The organism is Ensifer sp. R1-3 (assembly GCF_056739175.1).
In genome coordinates, this window is sequence record NZ_CP096515.1 from 46,947 (window position 1) to 63,271 (window position 16,325).

General features: G+C 62.1%; 14 protein-coding genes. All 14 read left to right on the top strand.

Features of this window, described 5'->3' with window-relative positions; genetic code table 11:
* Positions 1-13: 13 nt before the first annotated feature.
* The 14 genes from M1D43_RS00235 to M1D43_RS00300 all read left to right on the top strand — a co-directional run bounded on the left by M1D43_RS00235 (position 14) and on the right by M1D43_RS00300 (position 16,305).
* Positions 14-1,498, top strand: a complete 1,485-nt coding sequence (locus M1D43_RS00235) for a sugar ABC transporter ATP-binding protein (protein ID WP_153314612.1) — start codon at positions 14-16, stop codon at positions 1,496-1,498.
* 122 nt (positions 1,499-1,620) lie between these two features.
* Positions 1,621-2,670: an ABC transporter permease gene (locus tag M1D43_RS00240; protein ID WP_498814043.1), complete on the top strand. Its 1,050-nt coding sequence runs from the start codon at positions 1,621-1,623 to the stop codon at positions 2,668-2,670.
* Positions 2,671-2,926: 256 nt separating this feature from the next.
* A complete protein-coding gene (locus M1D43_RS00245; RefSeq protein WP_015007865.1) occupies positions 2,927-3,832 on the top strand; it encodes a LysR family transcriptional regulator in 906 nt (301 codons plus the stop codon).
* 178 nt (positions 3,833-4,010) lie between these two features.
* Positions 4,011-4,955: an ABC transporter permease gene (locus M1D43_RS00250; RefSeq protein ID WP_010970012.1), complete on the top strand. Its 945-nt coding sequence runs from the start codon at positions 4,011-4,013 to the stop codon at positions 4,953-4,955.
* Positions 4,952-5,770, top strand: a complete 819-nt coding sequence (locus M1D43_RS00255) for an ABC transporter permease (protein WP_010970011.1) — start codon at positions 4,952-4,954, stop codon at positions 5,768-5,770. Before M1D43_RS00250 ends, M1D43_RS00255 begins: the two co-directional genes overlap by 4 nt.
* Complete coding sequence (locus M1D43_RS00260) at positions 5,767-7,395, top strand: ABC transporter ATP-binding protein (protein ID WP_010970010.1); 1,629 nt, start codon at positions 5,767-5,769, stop codon at positions 7,393-7,395. Before M1D43_RS00255 ends, M1D43_RS00260 begins: the two co-directional genes overlap by 4 nt.
* Position 7,396: 1 nt before the next feature.
* Positions 7,397-8,260 carry a serine hydrolase gene (locus tag M1D43_RS00265; protein ID WP_013844789.1) on the top strand — a complete coding sequence of 288 codons (864 nt, stop codon included), beginning with the start codon at positions 7,397-7,399 and terminating at the stop codon, positions 8,258-8,260.
* A gap of 23 nt (positions 8,261-8,283) precedes the next feature.
* Positions 8,284-9,828, top strand: coding sequence for an ABC transporter substrate-binding protein (locus M1D43_RS00270; protein WP_153314608.1), 1,545 nt, complete (start codon positions 8,284-8,286; stop codon positions 9,826-9,828).
* A gap of 160 nt (positions 9,829-9,988) precedes the next feature.
* On the top strand, positions 9,989-11,449 hold the full coding sequence (locus tag M1D43_RS00275) for a M20 family metallopeptidase (protein WP_153314606.1): 1,461 nt from the start codon (positions 9,989-9,991) through the stop codon (positions 11,447-11,449).
* 212 nt (positions 11,450-11,661) lie between these two features.
* Entirely contained in the window at positions 11,662-11,892 is a 231-nt protein-coding gene (locus tag M1D43_RS00280) for a DUF6429 family protein (protein WP_164819124.1), read from the top strand.
* Positions 11,893-12,016: 124 nt separating this feature from the next.
* Positions 12,017-13,009, top strand: coding sequence for a LacI family DNA-binding transcriptional regulator (locus M1D43_RS00285; protein ID WP_153314604.1), 993 nt, complete (start codon positions 12,017-12,019; stop codon positions 13,007-13,009).
* A gap of 401 nt (positions 13,010-13,410) precedes the next feature.
* Positions 13,411-14,445, top strand: a complete 1,035-nt coding sequence (locus M1D43_RS00290) for a sugar ABC transporter substrate-binding protein (RefSeq protein WP_027993414.1) — start codon at positions 13,411-13,413, stop codon at positions 14,443-14,445.
* 100 nt (positions 14,446-14,545) lie between these two features.
* The gene (locus M1D43_RS00295) at positions 14,546-15,304 is read left to right on the top strand and encodes an ATP-binding cassette domain-containing protein (protein WP_010970003.1); all 759 of its coding nucleotides are present in this window, start codon (positions 14,546-14,548) and stop codon (positions 15,302-15,304) included.
* Complete coding sequence (locus tag M1D43_RS00300) at positions 15,301-16,305, top strand: ABC transporter permease (protein ID WP_027993415.1); 1,005 nt, start codon at positions 15,301-15,303, stop codon at positions 16,303-16,305. Before M1D43_RS00295 ends, M1D43_RS00300 begins: the two co-directional genes overlap by 4 nt.
* The last annotated feature ends 20 nt before the right edge of the window (positions 16,306-16,325 follow it).

Here is a 16,325-nt window from a genome sequence, read left to right on the forward strand (position 1 = left end):
GTAGTTGTGGGGCATGGACCAGCACGAAATCCTTCTGAAGTTCGAGAATATCGAGAAGCGCTTTCCCGGTGTCGTGGCGTTGAAGTCGATCTCGCTAGAGGTGCGCGCGGGCGAGGTGCAGGTGCTTCTCGGCGAAAACGGCGCGGGCAAGTCGACGCTGATGAAGATTCTCGCCGGCGAACATGCGCCGACGGGCGGGGAAATCGTGGTGGGTGGCCGCAAGGTTTCGGCGCTGACGCCGACGCTTGCCACGGAACTCGGCATCGGCCTCGTGCATCAGGAACTGAGTCTTGTCCCGGCGCTCAGCGTCGCCGAAAACATCCTGCTCGGCCGGATGCCGCGCAATGCTTTCGGCAGGATAAACTGGGGCAAGGCCTACGAGGACGCGCGCCGCGCTCTCGAGGCGCTCGGCGTTTCCATCGATCCGACGGCCGAAGTGCGCACGCTCGAAGTGGCCGAGCAGCAATTGATCGAGATTACCCGCGTCCTGGAGCGCGGCCCGCGCATCCTTCTGCTCGATGAGCCCACCTCGGCACTCTCGGATAATGAGCGCAGCCGGCTCTTCGATGTCATTCGTCGCCTGAAACAGCGCGGCCACGGCATCATCTACATTTCCCATCACCTCTCGGAAATTCCGATGATCGCCGATCGCGTCACGGTGCTGCGCGACGGCCTCGTCGTGGAGACGCTGCCTGCCAACGAGGCGGACGAGGCGACGGTGATCAGGCTGATGGTCGGCCGCAGGCTGGAGGAACAGTTTCCCAAGGAAACGGTGGAACTCGGGGCGCCCGTGCTTGCCGTCGAAAACCTCGCCTCCGGCCGCACGCTCAAGGATCTTTCCTTCACCCTCCGCCGTGGCGAAATCCTCGGCATCTACGGCCTGATGGGCGCGGGACAGGCCGAGATCGCCAACGCCCTGTTCGGCCTGCAGGCGGTCAAGACCGGTTCGATCGAGGTCGGGGGCAAGCGCGCGGATTTCCGGCATTCCTCGGATGCGATCGCGGCGGGGCTCGGTCTGATCTCCCGCGACCGCCGGCAGAGCCTCGTGCCGATGCAGCCGGTCGGTCCCAATCTCAGCCTCTCCTGGCTTTCCGGGAAGTCGCTTCTGTCGCGGCTCGATCTTACGCGCGAGCGCGAGGAGGGCAGCCGCTACATTTCCGATCTGCGCATCCGTCCGGCTTCCACCACGCACAAGCTGTTCTTCTTCAGCGGCGGCAACCAGCAGAAGGTCATTCTGGCGCGGTGGATGTCGAGCGGCGCGCGGATCCTGATTTTCGACGAGCCGACCCGCGGCATCGATGTCGGCGCCAAGGCAGAAGTGTTCGCGGTGATGAGCCGGCTGGTGTCGGAAGGCGCGTCAATTCTGATGATCTCCTCGGAGCTCAACGAACTGATCGGCATGGCGGACCGCGTGCTCGTCATGCGGAGCGGACGCCTCTCGGCGGAGCTGCCGAGGGAGGAGATATCGCAGCAGAACCTGCTGCGATATGCAAGCTAGAGCGGGATGAGGAAAAGTGTGTGCGGTTTTCCGCCCGCATCCCGCTCTAATCTATTGGAATCGATCACGTTCATGTTTTTAGGTCGACCCGACCTAAAAACATCGTGATCTAGGGAGTGGGAATGGATATGCGTGCGGAAAAGAACCCGGACATCCCGGCCGGTGCGGCTGGTGCCCGCAAGATGAAGTTGAAGGCGGTCGTCTTTCAGGCTGGTCCGCTGATCGCCCTGGTCCTGCTGATGGCCTATCTCGCCTTTGCCACATCCAACTTCCTGACGCTCGACAACCTTTCCAACGTGGCGCGGCAGTCCGCATTCGTCGCCATTCTCGCGGTCGGGCAGACATTCGTCATCCTGACGGGCGGCATAGATCTTTCGGTCGCGGCCATCGCGGCGCTTTCCGCCTCGATAACCGCCGTCCTGCTCACGCAGCCGCTCGTGCTGTTCGGTATCGATTTCGGCTTCGTGCCGCCGCCGGTGGCGATCCTCATCGGGATTCTCATCGGCATGGCCGCCGGTGCGCTCAACGGCTGGCTCATCTCCAAGTTCAAGATCCCGGACTTCATCGCGACGCTCGGCACGATGACGGCGTTCCGCGGCGCGGCGCTGCTGGTCACCGACGGCCTGCCTGTCCCCTCCTTCAATGCCGGCCGGCAACTTCCCGAAAGCCTGATCTGGGTCGGCGGCGGCCAGCTCTTCGGCGTGCCGGTGAGCGCGCTCATCGCTCTGCTCTGCGCGGCTGCCGGCTGGTCCGTGCTTCGCTACACCGCGCTCGGGCGAGCGATCTATGCCGTCGGCGGCAACCGTGCGGCTGCCCATTCGTCCGGTATCAGCATTTCGCGCACCAAGATCATGACCTATGCCATTTCCGGGTTGCTGGCCGCGATCGCGGGCATCATCCTGGTCGGGCGCCTCAACTCCGCCAATGCGCTTATGGCGGATGGCGAGGAGCTGCGTTCCATCGCCTCCGTCGTCATCGGCGGCACCAATCTCTTCGGCGGCGAAGGCGGTGTGTGGGGATCGATCATCGGCGCGGCCATCATCGGCGTGCTCGGCAACGGCCTCAACCTGCTCGATGTCAGCCCGTTCTGGCAGCGCATCGCGCAGGGCGTCGTCATCGTGGTCGTCGTGATCTTCGACCAATGGCGCCGTCGCAGCATGACGCGCGTTTGAGATCTATGAAGAGAGCCCGCGCTGCAATAGAGCGGGATGTGGAGAAGTGTGGGCGGTATTCGCCGGGAAGTGCGTAGTTCCAAAAGGATAGAGCGCCTTTAGTGTTTAAATGAACACTGAAAACGCTCGATCTGGTGGCCACCTATTGCTTTGTCGGTGACGAAAAGCATGCTTCTGTCGAAGACACCGCCGGCCTTCCAGCAGGGCATTTCCGGCTGGTTGTGACGAAACATGCTGCCACCGAGGTGTTGACCCCATGAACATCAAGCACCTGGAAGTCCTGCGGACACTCCTTGCAACCGGTTCGACCATCGCGGCCGCGAAGGCCATGGGTCTCAGCCAGTCGGGAGTGAGCCGCATGCTGCAGCAGCTTGAAAGCGATTTGGCGATCACGCTTTTCGCCCGCGACAAGGGCCGGTTGATTCCGACGCCGGAGGCGACGGTTCTCGGGCGTGATGCGCAAAACGTGCTGCTGGCCATCGAGCGCATGTCCGGCCATGCGGAGGACCTTCGCAACGGCTCCGCCGGGCCGGAGATCGTCCGCATCGGGCTGCCGAGCAGCATGTGGGAAAATTTCGCACCCGCCATGTTGATCGACTATGTCAGGGATTTTCCCGGCGTTCGCATCGAGACATTCTTCGAGACGACGACGGCGATCACCAAACTGGTCGAGGAACGCGTAATCGACCTCGGTTTTTTGCGCATCGAAGGCGAAACGGGGCCGGGCATTGCGATCGACAAGGTTGCGAGCGGTGAAAGCGTCTGCGTCGTTCCGAAGGATCACTCGCTCGCCGAGTTGCCCGAGATCACCGTCAAGCATCTGCGAAACGTGCCGCTGATCCTGATCGGCCGGCAGCGGCCGAACCGCATGGCGCTTGACCAGGCCTTTCAGCGGGCAGGGGTAAAGCAGATGGTAAAGATCGAAACCCACACCAACAGTTCGGCCTGTTCCTATGTCGCGCATGGACTGGGCGTCTCGATCATCAGCAGCTTCTATGCGAATCTCTACCGTCACCTGCCCGTCGTATACCGGCCGTTCGTGCCTCGTGCGACACAGGAATTCGGGTTGGTGCGTGCAGCAGGAGTTCCGCTCTCCATCGCCGCCCAGGCGCTCAGCGACGCCCTCAAGAAGCAGATACGGCTTTCGCAAGAAGAACAATAAAACCAACATATTGGCTCTTTTGAGCACTCCGCTCCATTGCTCGGCAACCTTCCGAAGCCCGCATAAGGCTATGACGAATATGCATAATATTGCGCGTCATTCCTCATTCCCGCATAGTCTGGGCCGAAGAAACCGATGATGGCTCGATTTCAACCCGACCATCAATCGTGGGGAACCGATGCTACGCTTTATCCTGAGCCGTCTGATGATGGCTATTCCGACGATCGTGCTTGTCGCCGTGGCGGTCTTTGCACTGATCCGCTTCATTCCCGGTGATCCCGCCGCGCTGATGCTGGGGGACATGGCTCAGCCCGATCAGATCGCAGCGATGCGCGTGGAGCTCGGTCTTGACAGGTCCATGCCCCAGCAATTCCTGATCTGGGCCGGCGATGTACTGCGAGGCGATTTCGGCCGCTCGATCGTCAATGACGAGGCGGTGCTGCCGCTGGTCGTTTCGCGCTTTCTGGTGAGTGCGGAGATTGTGGTCGTCGCCGTGCTTCTGGCAAGCCTGATTGCCGTACCGGCAGGCGTGATTGCCGCCTGGCGTCAGAACAGTCTGACGGACCTGGCTCTGGTCGGAACGGCAACGGTTCTCCTGTCCATCCCGACTTTTTGGCTCGGCTTGCTGCTGCTGTTGCTGTTCGGGCTTGAACTCGGCTGGCTGCCTGTTCTGGGCTATGTCTCGATCGGCGACAATCTGACCGCTGGTTTGCTCTATCTCGTCCTGCCCGTCGTGACGCTCGTCATCCATGAAGCGGGAGTGCTGATCCGCATGGCGCGTGCCTCCACGTTGGAAGTGCTGCGTCTCGATTACATTACCCACGCCCGTGCGAAAGGGCTGTCGGAAAGCGCCATGCTCTGGCGCCATGCGTTCAAGAACGCCTTTGGTCCGACCTGGACGATGATCGGCCTCATCCTGGGCAATCTGCTGGGCGGAATTGCCGTCATCGAGACGGTCTTCACCATTCCGGGGCTCGGCCGGCTGATGGTGGACAGCATTTTCGCGCGCGACTACCCCGTTATCCAGGGATGCCTTCTGTTCGTTTCGCTCTCCTATGTGCTGGTCAACCTCGTCGTCGACCTTCTCTACCCTCTCTTCGATCCGCGTGTAGTCGCCGAATGAAAAAGTTGACCCTCAACGGACTGATCGGCGGCATCCTGATCGCCATCCTGCTCGTCACCGCTGCCGTCGGTCTCTTCTGGACACCGTTCGACCCGATGAAACTCTCCTTCACGGCGCGGCTTGCAGCTCCCGGCCCCGCGCATCTGCTCGGCACCGACGAATTCGGCCGCGATGTCTTGAGCCGCCTGATGGTCGGCGCCCGCGCCAGCGTCTGGATCGGCGTGCTCACCGTCGGCTTCGCCACTGTCTGCGGGACGCTCATCGGCCTCATCAGCGGTTATGCGCGCGGCTGGGTGGACGGCGTCATCATGGCTGTCAACAACGCGCTTCTCGCTTTTCCCGGCATCCTGCTGGCGCTAGGGCTGCTCGCCGTCTTCGGCGCCAACCAGTACGGCATCATCTTCGCGCTCGGCATCGCCTATACGCCTTCCATGGCGCGCGTCGTGCGAGGCGCCGTGCTTTCGCTGAGGGAGCGGGAGTTCATCGAGGCCTCGCGGGTAATGGGCAATGGCGAACTTTATACGATGTTGCGCCATATCCTGCCGAACTGCGTGGCGCCGATCACGGTTCTCGCCACCTCCATGTTCGGCTGGGCCATCCTGTCGGAAAGCGCGCTCTCGTTTCTCGGCCTCGGCGTGCCGCCGCCGGCGCCGACCTGGGGCAACATGCTGGCGGCCGGGCGGCCATTCCTCCAGCAGGCCGCATGGCTCGGATTGTTCCCGGGTCTGTGCATCGCGCTGACGCTGCTTGGCATCAATCTTCTGGGCGACGCGCTCCGCGACAGGCTCGACCCGCGCATGAGAGGCCTGAAATGACGATGGACAAGCTTCTCACCGTTTGCGGCCTTTCGCTTGAAGTCGCAAGAACCGGCCAGCAGGTCGTCAAGTCGGTCTCCTTCGACCTGGCGCCGGGCGAGATCTTCGGCATCGTCGGCGAAAGCGGCTCCGGCAAGACGCTGGCGACCCGAGCGCTGATCTCGCTGCTGCCGCCGACCATCAAGGTCGCTGACGGGTCGGTGTCCTACAAGGGCCGCGACGTGCTGAAGATGAAGGAAAATGAGCTTCGCCATCTGCGCGGCGCAGAGATCGGCGTCGTCTTCCAGGAGCCGATGACCTCACTCAACCCGTCGATGACGATCGGCCGGCAGCTGGAGGAAGGACTCATCCTGCACACCAAGGCCTCGGCGCAGGAGCGACGCTCCCTCATACTCGACATGTTGAAGCGGGTCGGCATCCGTGATCCGGAGGGCGCGCTTTCCTCCTATCCGCACGAGTTTTCGGGCGGCATGCGCCAGCGCATCATGCTTGCCTCCGTCATGCTTTTGAAGCCGGCGCTGCTGATCGCCGATGAGCCGACCACGGCACTCGATGCCGTCATCCAGCGCGACGTGATGGAACTGATGGTGGAACTGACGCGGGCGGAAGGTACGGCCATTTTGCTGATCAGCCACGATCTTCCGATGGTGGCGCGCTACACGAGCCGTATCGTCGTGATGGAAAAGGGCGCGATCGTGGAAAAGGGCCGGACCGAGGACCTGCTCAAGGCACCGCAGCATCCTTACACGAAGAAGCTCCTCTCCTCGCTGCCCTTCCGCGGCCGGCCGCGCCAGATCGATCTGACGAGCGTGCCCATGATCTCGGCCCGCGATATCATCGTGGACTATGCAGGCCGAAAGTCGCTGTTCAGGAAGAACAAGCCGAAGCGCGCGCTGCATGGCGTCAGCATCGACATTCACGAGGGCGAGGTCGTGGCACTCGTCGGCGGTTCCGGCTCCGGCAAGACGACGCTCGGCCGCACCATTGCCGGTCTCGTCACGGAAAGCGAGGGCCGCATCCAGTTCCAGGGACGGCCGCGCACTGAAAACTGGACCGATTATCGCCTCAACTGCCAGATGGTGTTCCAGGATCCTTATTCATCGCTCGATCCGCGCATGACCATCGAGGCGCTGGTCGAAGAGGCGCTGAGGCCGGTGCCGGGCCTGGATGGCAAGGCCAAGCGCAAGCGTACCCTGGAAACGCTGGAGGAAGTCGGGCTCGGGGTCGACTATGCCGGCCGTTATCCGCACGAACTCTCCGGAGGCCAACGCCAGCGCGTCGCCATTGCGCGTGCGATCGCGAGACGCCCGCGATTCCTGATCGCGGACGAACCGGTTTCCGCGCTCGACGTGACGGTCAGGGCGCAGGTCCTCGATCTCTTCTCGGATCTGCAGAAACGCTACGGCTTTTCGTGCCTGTTCATCAGTCACGACCTCGGCGTCGTCGAACAGGTGGCCGACCGCGTCGTCGTCATGCAGGACGGCCGGATCATCGAGGAGGGTGACCGCGACACGATTTTCGACAGTCCGAAGGAAGCCTATACGCGCCGGCTTCTCTCGGCCATTCCCGCCCTCGACCAGAACGAAAAGGGCGGCGTGACACTCAAATGGCGTCTGGAGAATTGATGTGAATAGGCTAACCGATTCTGGCCCGGTGAAGGAAAGGCTTGCGCATATCTGCGACGCGCAGCCTTTCGTGACGCGCTTCGTTGTGCGCAACCTCAAGACCGGAGAGACGATCGAACGCGGCGCCGACGAGGAAACGCCTTCTGCCAGCACCCGCAAGACCTCGATCATGATGGCGGCGCTGAAGGCCGTGCACGAGGGGCGGCTGGATCTCGACGAGCCCATCACTTACGAAGCCCGCTTTGCCGAGGAAGTCGCGAGCGGCATGTTCCGGTATCTGACGCCGGGGATCGTGATTTCGTTGCGCGATGCCATAACCGGCATGATGGTGCTGAGCGACAATGTCTGCACCAAGATGGTTTTCGAGCGTCTGACGCTGGAGGAAGTCGACAGCTACTGCAAATCGATCGGCATGCACGGTACGCATCATCGCTTCCTCATTCCGCCGCTGGCCCTACCGCCGGATCATTCGCTGACCTCGGTCACGACCACGACAGCCCGCGATCAGGCCTTCCTGTTGCAGACGATCCTGGACGCGCAGACCTCTCCCGAGGTGATCGCGAAGCTCGGCACATCGCCGGAGTTGTGCGCTTATGCCTTGCAGACGCTGAAGAACCAGATCCTGCGCTATGCCATCCCGTCGCGCCTGCCGTTCGGCACGGTGGTTGCGCACAAGGGCGGCACCGGCAAGCGCGGCCGCATGAATGCCGGCATCGTCTACCGCGACGGCGCCCCCTTCTACATCATCTCCGCCTATACCGACGAAGTGCCGCAGGTCATGCCGGACGGCACACCGGGCTACACGATGGCGCTCGAGACAATCGGCAGGCTCTCGCGTGCCTGCTGGGACGGATTCCACTCATAACGATCAATAAAGAGGGTAGAACAATGAAAAAGCTTCTTCTTGCGGGCGCCGCGCTGCTCGCCATGGCCAATACAGCAGCAGCACGCGACATCACCATCGCGCAGAGTTCCGACCTGCGCAGCAACAATCCGGGCGTCAACCGCGACGGCAATACCGACAGCATCATCCTGCACATCGTCGAAGGCCTCGTCGGCTACAACAATGTCGGCGAAGTGAAGCCGCTCCTCGCCAAGAGCTTCGAGATGTCGGCCGATGGGCTGACCTATACATTCAAGTTGCGCACCGACGTGAAATTCCACAACGGCAAACCGATGACGGCCGACGACGTGGTGTGGAACTGGACGCGCTACCTCAAGCCCGAGACGAAGTGGACCTGCTTGAAAGATTTCGCAGAAGGCGGGGCCGCGCCTGTAGCCGGCGTCAAGGCCACCGATGCGGCGACCGTCGAGATCACGCTCGCAAAGCCGTCGGCCGTTTTCCTTGGCCTGATGTCGCGTCCCGAATGCGGCTTTACCGGCATGATTTCGCCTGAATCCGTCGCTGCCGACGGCAGCTTCGTCCAGCCGATCGGGACCGGCCCCTTCATGTGGGGGGAATGGAAGAAAGGCGAGTACATCCATCTCGAGAAATTCGCGGATTATGTATCGCCGGAAAACGAAGGAAAGCCGGATGGCATGGTCGGTTCGAAGCGGCCCCTTGCAGACGGTGTCAAGTTCATGGTCATTCCGGATGCCTCGACCGTGAAGGCAGGTCTGGAATCCGGTGTGCTCGATACGGCGGAAATCTCGCCGGATCTCATTCCCGAATTCCAGGCGAGCGACACGATGCAATTGATCGTCGCGCGCAATAACGGCAAGAATCTCTTCTACATTCAGACCCGCGACAAGGTCCTGGGCAATCCGGGCGTGCGCCGCGCCATGGCGATGGCGCTCGATCTGGATCAGCTCGTTGCTGCCGCCTCCAACGGCACGGGCGAGGCGAACGGCTCGATGGTGTCGCAGGACTCGGTCTATTTCAGCGAAACGCAGAAGAAGCGTCTTCCCTACGACATCGAGGCCGCCAAGAAGGAGCTGGCGGATGCCGGCTACAACGGCGAGCCGATCTCGATCATCGCCAACAAGCGCGGCAATGTGCCGAGCTTCCCGGCCGCCGTCATGGCGCAGGCGATGATGCAGCAGGCCGGCCTCAACGTTCAGATCGAGGTGCTGGACTACGCAACCCAGGTCGACCGACGCCGTTCCGGCAATTACCAGGTCATTTCGCAGTCGGTCGCGCCGCGCCTCGACCCCGCGCTGATGTATTCCTTCTACGTCGGCGACAAGGACGAGAACGCTTCTCTGATGTGGGACGATCCGAAAGCCATCGAACTGATGAACGCAGCCTATGCCGAGGCCGATCAGGTCAAGCGCCAGAAAATCTTCGACGAGTTCCATGAGCTCATGCTGAAGGAAATGCCGGGCATCTTCCTTTACGACATGGTCGATGTCTGGGGCGCGACCAAGAAGCTGAAGGGCCAGCCGGTCTGGCAGTCGAACGCCCGCCTTTGGGAAGTGTCGGTCACCGACTGAGCCCCTGTTACCTGTGCCGGGCGGCAGAACCCCGACCCGGCCAATCCATCATCCATCGGACCGATCCGGCGAAGCGACCTTTGCGCGTCTGAAAAGACGCGCAGCGCTGCAGGCGCCGGGCGATCTCCTGCGCCCGCCCATCGAAATACGAGGACATGTCATGAACCGAGAGGACGTGATGTCGATTGCCGCGGCGATCGAATCGATGAAACCGGAGTTTACCCGCTTGAGCGACAGCATCTGGGATTTCGCCGAGCTGAAATTCGAGGAGCAGCGCTCGTCCGGGTTGCTTGCCAAGGCTCTCGAAGACAATGATTTTTTCGTTCGGCGCGGCGTGGCAGGCATGGACACGGCCTTCATCGGCGAGTCCGGTAGCGGCAAGCCGGTGATTGCCTTTCTCGGAGAATTCGATGCACTCGCCAGCATGAGCCAGGCCGCCGGGATTGCCGAGGCGAAGCCGCTTGTCGAAGGCGCCAGTGGCCATGGCTGCGGCCATAACCTGCTCGGCGTCGGTTCGCTGATGGCGGCAATCGCACTCGCCCGGCATCTGAAGGCCAACAATCTGCCCGGGACGGTGCGCTACTACGGGTGCCCTGGCGAGGAGGGCGGCTCCGGGAAGACCTTCATGGTGCGTGCCGGCCTGTTCGACGACGTCGACACCGCGCTCACCTGGCATCCGGCACCGTTCAACGGAGTGCGCTCCACCAACAATCTTGCCGTTCTCGAATATTTCTACCGCTTCAAGGGCGTGGCCGCGCACGCCGCGAATGCTGCCCATCTCGGCCGTTCGGCACTCGACGCTGTCGAACTCATGAATGTCGGCGTCAACTTTCTGCGCGAGCACATGCCGCAGGATTGCCGGGTGCACTATGCAATCACCGATGCCGGGGGCAGGGCGGCGAATGTCGTGCAGGCGAACGCCGAAGTGCTCTACCTGATCCGCGCGCCGGAAATGCCGCAGGCGCTGGACCTCGCCACACGCGTCGAGAAGGTGGCGCGTGGTGCAGCCATGATGACCGAGACGGAGGTGGAGATCGTCTTCGACACGGCCTCGACCAACCTCCTGCCCAACATCACGCTCGAGACCGCCATGCATGAGAACATGGTGGCGCTCGGCCCGATCGCCTTCGACGAGGCCGACATCGCATTCGCCAGATCCATTCAGGAGACGTTCTCGCAAGAGGCAATCAAAAGCAGCATCCGCCTCTACCAGATGAAGCGCGACGTCTTCTCCAACGCCAATGTCGATGGGTCGTCACCACTGCATCTCGGCCTGCGCGAATTCGAAGGCCATTCACACTTCCGTGCCGGCTCGACCGATGTCGGCGATGTCAGCTGGGTGACGCCGACGGCGCAGTGCTGGGCGCCGGCATGGGCGATCGGCACCAACCCGCATACCTGGCAGGTCGTGGCGCAGGGCAAAAGCCCGATCGCCCACAAGGCCATGGCGCATGCCGCCAAGACGCTCGCCACGACGGGTCTGTCGCTCATGACTTCCCCGGACCTGCTTGCCGCCGCCAGGGCGGAATGGCTGGAGAAGACGGACGGGAAATCCTATGTCTGCCCCATTCCGGCGGATGTCACTCCGGGATCGCATCCGCATGGTCGACCCGTCCGATGATGGCGTTTCGGCTTCGATCCTTCCGTCAGGCGTCGACCGTCCCCGCCACCTCCATCTTCGGATTGCGAAATCCCATCGCGATCCACGCTCCCAGCAGCTTTGCGTAGAACGGCACGGTATGGCTTTTCAGATTGGGGATGCGAACAGGGTTGTGCGGAGCATAGTAGTGCGGAGTATAAAAGAGGAAAGGAGCGCAACGAATGGATTCGCCGATGGAGATCGACAAGGATAGGATAGACGAAACGGTCCTGGCTTTGCTTTACCTCACCCTCGACGGTGACGGCCGCGCCTGGAAGGGATTCGACTGGAAAGCCCTGGATCGCCTCCACGAGAAGGGTTTCATCGGCGATCCGGTCAACAAGGCGAAGTCCGTTCGGCTTACCGACGAAGGAATCGCCCGGTCCGAAAAACTCTTCCGTGAGATGTTTTGCATCGGCAAATAAGCTTCCCCGGGCGTTCTTCTCTTCTTCGAATCGCAAAAATACTCTAGCTCTTCTGCTTTGACGCAATTGCTGGCGGGAACCGCTAGGCGGGTCTCCCGGAATTGCTGCAGAGGCGGCACGGGGTATGAAGCGGAAACTCATTGACGTCGCGAGGCGCGCCGGCGTCGGGCATGCGACGGTCGATCGGGTTCTGAACGAGCGCGGCGGGGTACGGCCCGAGACGGCGAAGCGGGTTCTGGACGCGGCACGGGATCTGGGATTCGATCGCAAGCTTCCCACGCTCTACCGGCAAGGTCTGCGCTTCGAGGTGCTGCTGGGGCGACGGCAGATGCCGCTCTGCGCCAGATTGAGCGACGCCATCGTCCGCTTCGGGCGGCCGTTTGAGGATATCGTCGCGATTGAGCGGACCTTCGTCGACGAGACCCGGCCCGAACTGGTCGCAGAGGCCATTCTCAAAAGCCGCGGCAACGCGCTGGTCGTCTACGGCCAGGATCATGAACTGATCATCGATGCCATAGCCGAGGTCACATCGGCCGGAAAACCCGTCGTCACCATCGTGTCGGACGTCCCCTCGGCGCCGCGCCTCAGCTATGTCGGCATCGACCACTACAAGGCCGGGCGCTGTGCGGCCTTCTTCCTGGCGAAAATGGCGGGGGAGGGCAGCATCGTCCTGCTGTGCAGCAGCCTCTACTATCGGGCACAGGCGGAGCGGATCAGCGGTTGCCGGGACGGCATGGCGGATCATGCGGATCGGCAGTCGGTCTCGGCGCTCGTCGAACTCGACGAGAACGATCCGTTTGCGGACGAGGAGTTGTCCAAGGCGCTCGAGGCCGGCAAGGTGACGGGCATATACAATGCCGGCGTGAGCCATGCCGTCCTCGGACGCGCTCTCGCGGCCAACTGCCTCGGCCCGCCCCCTGTTCTCGTCGGCCACGACATCTCGCCGGATGCGGAGCGCATGCTGCAGGAGGGGGCCATGACGTTGGTGATAGATCAGAATCCCGACCTGCAGGTCCGCAAAGCCCTGCTTATCCTTGCGTCGCGCTTCGGACTGCCGGGCGTCGTCGCCGAGAGCCCGGTCGTGCCCTTCACCGTGCTCGTCAGGGATAGTCTCTGACGCGAGTGCTCCGTTCTCAGTGGACATGTTGCGACCCGGTCGAGCCGCGGGGTGCCTACCGTCGCGCGCATCATTTGCGTTGAGGGAATTCCCTCAAAATACCTCTAGGCCACACCATGCATGTTGCTATTCTGAAACAACCAGAGGCTGAGGTTTCGAGGAGCGGCTGCGGAGCGTGAGATGCAGGGAGTGCTGCACCTCTTCTCGCGGGCCCCCTCTGCTGCATGTCTTTCTTGATCGCCGATCAAAGGAGACATGCAGCAGATCAAAGTGCCACAGCAACTTTTGCGCGTCTGATGGGATGCGCGGCGCTGGAGGGAGGACGACGATCGGGAGGACGCGATCGTCGGCTGGAAAGCGCGGCTTCGGAATCGGGCACACTGTCAGCCAGGGAGGAAACGATGACAGAAAAGAACGGGAATGGACGGAATGAAAGCAATGCGGGGCCCGGTGTCGGTCGCCGCCTGTTTCTGAAAACGGCGGGCATAGGCGGCGTGGCGGCAGCCAGCGGATTGGCCGCGCCGGCACTCGCAACGGGCGCAAAGCGGAAAGTCGTTTTCGTTGCGCATGAGGATATCCCATTCTTCGCCCCGGTTCGTGCCGGTTTCAAGGAGTTCGGCACCCTACGCGACTGGGATGCCCAATTCTTCGCCCGCGGCACGCCGGCAAACGTCGCCGAAACCGTGCGGCTGCAGGTCGATGCATTGAATTCCAAGCCCGATGCCGTCGGCTTTACCCGCATCAACGAGACCGCTTTCGACGAAAACATCATGCGCGCCAAGGACGCCGGCATTCCCGTCGTTCTCTACAACGTGGCGAGCGCCGGCTACGAGAAGCTGGACGTTCCCTTCGTCGGCCAGGATTTCATCCCCGCCGGCCGGGTGAACGGGCTTCAGGCCGCCAAATATGCCCATCAGCTTACCGGAAAGACCGAGGGCAGGATCCTGATCGATAATCCCTCGCCCGGCGTCAGCGCCCTGGAAGAGCGCGCCACGGGCACCGAGCAGGGTATCGACGAATACAACAAGCAAAACGGCACCAACTACACATATGAGACTTTCACCACGGCCAACAGCCAGACCGAGGCGTTGTCGCGCATCGACGCCAAGATGCGCGCAACTCCCGACGTGGTCGGCTTTGCCAGCACTGTCTCAGGCAACTGGTTCGCCGCGATCTGGGCCGAGGACAACGGAATGACCGGAAAATTCGCCAATGGCGGGTTTGATCTCATCCCGGGCGTCCTCGAGGCCATCGCCGCGGAGACGTCCCACTGGGCGATCGGGCAGAACCCCTTTGCCCAGGGCTGGGTCACGGCGTCGCTGCTCGATATGCAGCTCGAGGCCGGGTACAAGCCGTTCGACTACGACACGGGCGCCGAAGTCGTCGACAAATCGAACATCGAAGCGGTGGCCGAGCGCGAGGCGCGCTTCGGCTAAGCGAGCGGTCACGTGCGCCCCGCACGGGGCGGCACATGTCAAAGGGCGAGGGCGATACCGGCGACTTGTTTCGTCGGCATCGCTCGAGCGGGGAGGACACATGCTTCGAGTTCAAAACCTGACCAAACGCTTCGGCCATGTGACGGCCATAAGCAACGTTTCGGCCAATATCCGCAAGGGCCGGGTGACCGCTCTCCTGGGCGATAACGGTGCTGGCAAATCCACCTTGGTCAAGATGATCTGTGGAACCTATAAGCCGACGCAAGGCAGCGTCTGGGTCAATGGCAAACAGGTCCACATGGACAGTGCGCGCGATGCACTGGCCTTGGGGATCACTGCCGTCTATCAGGATCTGGCGCTGGTCGACCAGCGCAACGTGATACACAACATCTCGCTCGGCAATATTCCCACCAAATGGGGCGGGCTGGTCGTAGATCGCAAGAAGATGCGGGAGACCGCGGAAAACGCTCTCAGTTACATGAAGGCGAAGCTTCCTTCTCTCGATATCCCGGTCTCCTCGATGTCTGGCGGGCAGCGTCAGGCCGTGGCGATAGCGAGAGCCTGTGCCTCCGGCGGGCAACTCGTCATCATGGACGAACCGACGGCGGCGCTCGGGATTCGCGAGCAGCGCATGGTGCTCGATGTCGTCCACGACCTGCGGGCGCATGGCACGTCTGTTCTGATCATCAGTCATAATCTGGATCATGTTTTCGAGGTGGCCGACGATCTCCTCATCCTGCGCGGCGGCCGCGTCGTCGCGGAAGTCGAGCGCAATGCCGTCAGTCACGACGAAGTCGTTCGTCTGATTCTGGCGGGCCAACCCCGAGACGCTGACCTTGAAGAGGAGGTAGCCGCATGAGCGAGGCGAATGTGACTATGGCATCATCCACTCCGCAAGCCGCGCTCGGCAGGAAGCTCGTGGCCGCAGCGGCAAATTCCCGCGAATTGTCCGTCATCCTGGCTGCGCTCGCCATGTTCGTCGCGCTTTCGCTTTCGACGGACACGTTCTTTACCGAACTAAATCTGCTGAACCTTCTGAGGCAGATATCCGTCATCGGCATTCTTGCCGTCGGCAGCACCTTCATCTTCATCTCCGGCGAGATTGATTTGTCGGTCGGCGCATTGCATGGGCTGCTGGCGATGATCTGCGCCGCCTTGGCGATCAAGATGGAGGGCAACATCTATGGTGCCGCGCTCGTCGTGGTGGCTCTGGGCGCGATATTGTCGGGCATAAACGGTGTCATCACGACGAAACTGCGCATTCCCTCCTTCATCACCACGCTCGGCATGCTCAGCATCTACAGCGGCGCGACACTGGTGCTCTCCAAGGGCATGCCGATCTCCGGCCTGCAAAACGACCTTTTCCGCTCCCTCGTTGCCGGCCGGCTCTTCGGGGTCGTTCCAGCGCAGGTGATCTGGATGGTGGCCGCGGGCATATTCGGCACCTACCTCCTGCTGTTTACCCGCTTCGGCTATAACGTCTTTGCCACAGGCGGCAACAAGAACGCGGCCAAGGCCGTCGGCATCAACACCGACCGGGTGAAGATTCTCGCCTTCGTGGTCAGCGGTATCATGGTCGGCGTCACCTCCTTCATTCTCGTCGGCTGGTTCCGTGGCGTGGACCCGCAGACCGGCAACGGCCTGGAACTCAGCGTCATCGCGGCGGTCATCATCGGCGGCACCGGCCTGTTCGGGGGGCAGGGAAGCGTCCTCGGCACGCTGGTGGGCGCGCTGATCATCGGCATGATATCGAACGGCACCGTCCTGCTGGGCGTGGATTCCTATTATGAGCCTGTGGCGCATGGAACGGTCATCCTGCTTGCCGTCATCATCGATATCTGGGTGCGCAGGCAGCGGTGAGGGCGGGCGGGGAGAAGGGA

Excerpts from the sequence above, each read along its gene's own strand:
- M1D43_RS00235 (WP_153314612.1), top strand. The coding sequence starts at position 14 with ATGGACCAGCACGAAATCCTTCTGAAGTTCGAGAATATCGAGAAGCGC.
- M1D43_RS00240 (WP_498814043.1), top strand. The coding sequence starts at position 1,621 with ATGGATATGCGTGCGGAAAAGAACCCGGACATCCCGGCCGGTGCGGCT.
- M1D43_RS00245 (WP_015007865.1), top strand. The coding sequence starts at position 2,927 with ATGAACATCAAGCACCTGGAAGTCCTGCGGACACTCCTTGCAACCGGT.
- M1D43_RS00250 (WP_010970012.1), top strand. The coding sequence starts at position 4,011 with ATGCTACGCTTTATCCTGAGCCGTCTGATGATGGCTATTCCGACGATC.
- M1D43_RS00255 (WP_010970011.1), top strand. The coding sequence starts at position 4,952 with ATGAAAAAGTTGACCCTCAACGGACTGATCGGCGGCATCCTGATCGCC.
- M1D43_RS00260 (WP_010970010.1), top strand. The coding sequence starts at position 5,767 with ATGACGATGGACAAGCTTCTCACCGTTTGCGGCCTTTCGCTTGAAGTC.
- M1D43_RS00270 (WP_153314608.1), top strand. The coding sequence starts at position 8,284 with ATGAAAAAGCTTCTTCTTGCGGGCGCCGCGCTGCTCGCCATGGCCAAT.
- M1D43_RS00275 (WP_153314606.1), top strand. The coding sequence starts at position 9,989 with ATGAACCGAGAGGACGTGATGTCGATTGCCGCGGCGATCGAATCGATG.
- M1D43_RS00280 (WP_164819124.1), top strand. The coding sequence starts at position 11,662 with ATGGAGATCGACAAGGATAGGATAGACGAAACGGTCCTGGCTTTGCTT.
- M1D43_RS00285 (WP_153314604.1), top strand. The coding sequence starts at position 12,017 with ATGAAGCGGAAACTCATTGACGTCGCGAGGCGCGCCGGCGTCGGGCAT.
- M1D43_RS00290 (WP_027993414.1), top strand. The coding sequence starts at position 13,411 with ATGACAGAAAAGAACGGGAATGGACGGAATGAAAGCAATGCGGGGCCC.
- M1D43_RS00295 (WP_010970003.1), top strand. The coding sequence starts at position 14,546 with ATGCTTCGAGTTCAAAACCTGACCAAACGCTTCGGCCATGTGACGGCC.
- M1D43_RS00300 (WP_027993415.1), top strand. The coding sequence starts at position 15,301 with ATGAGCGAGGCGAATGTGACTATGGCATCATCCACTCCGCAAGCCGCG.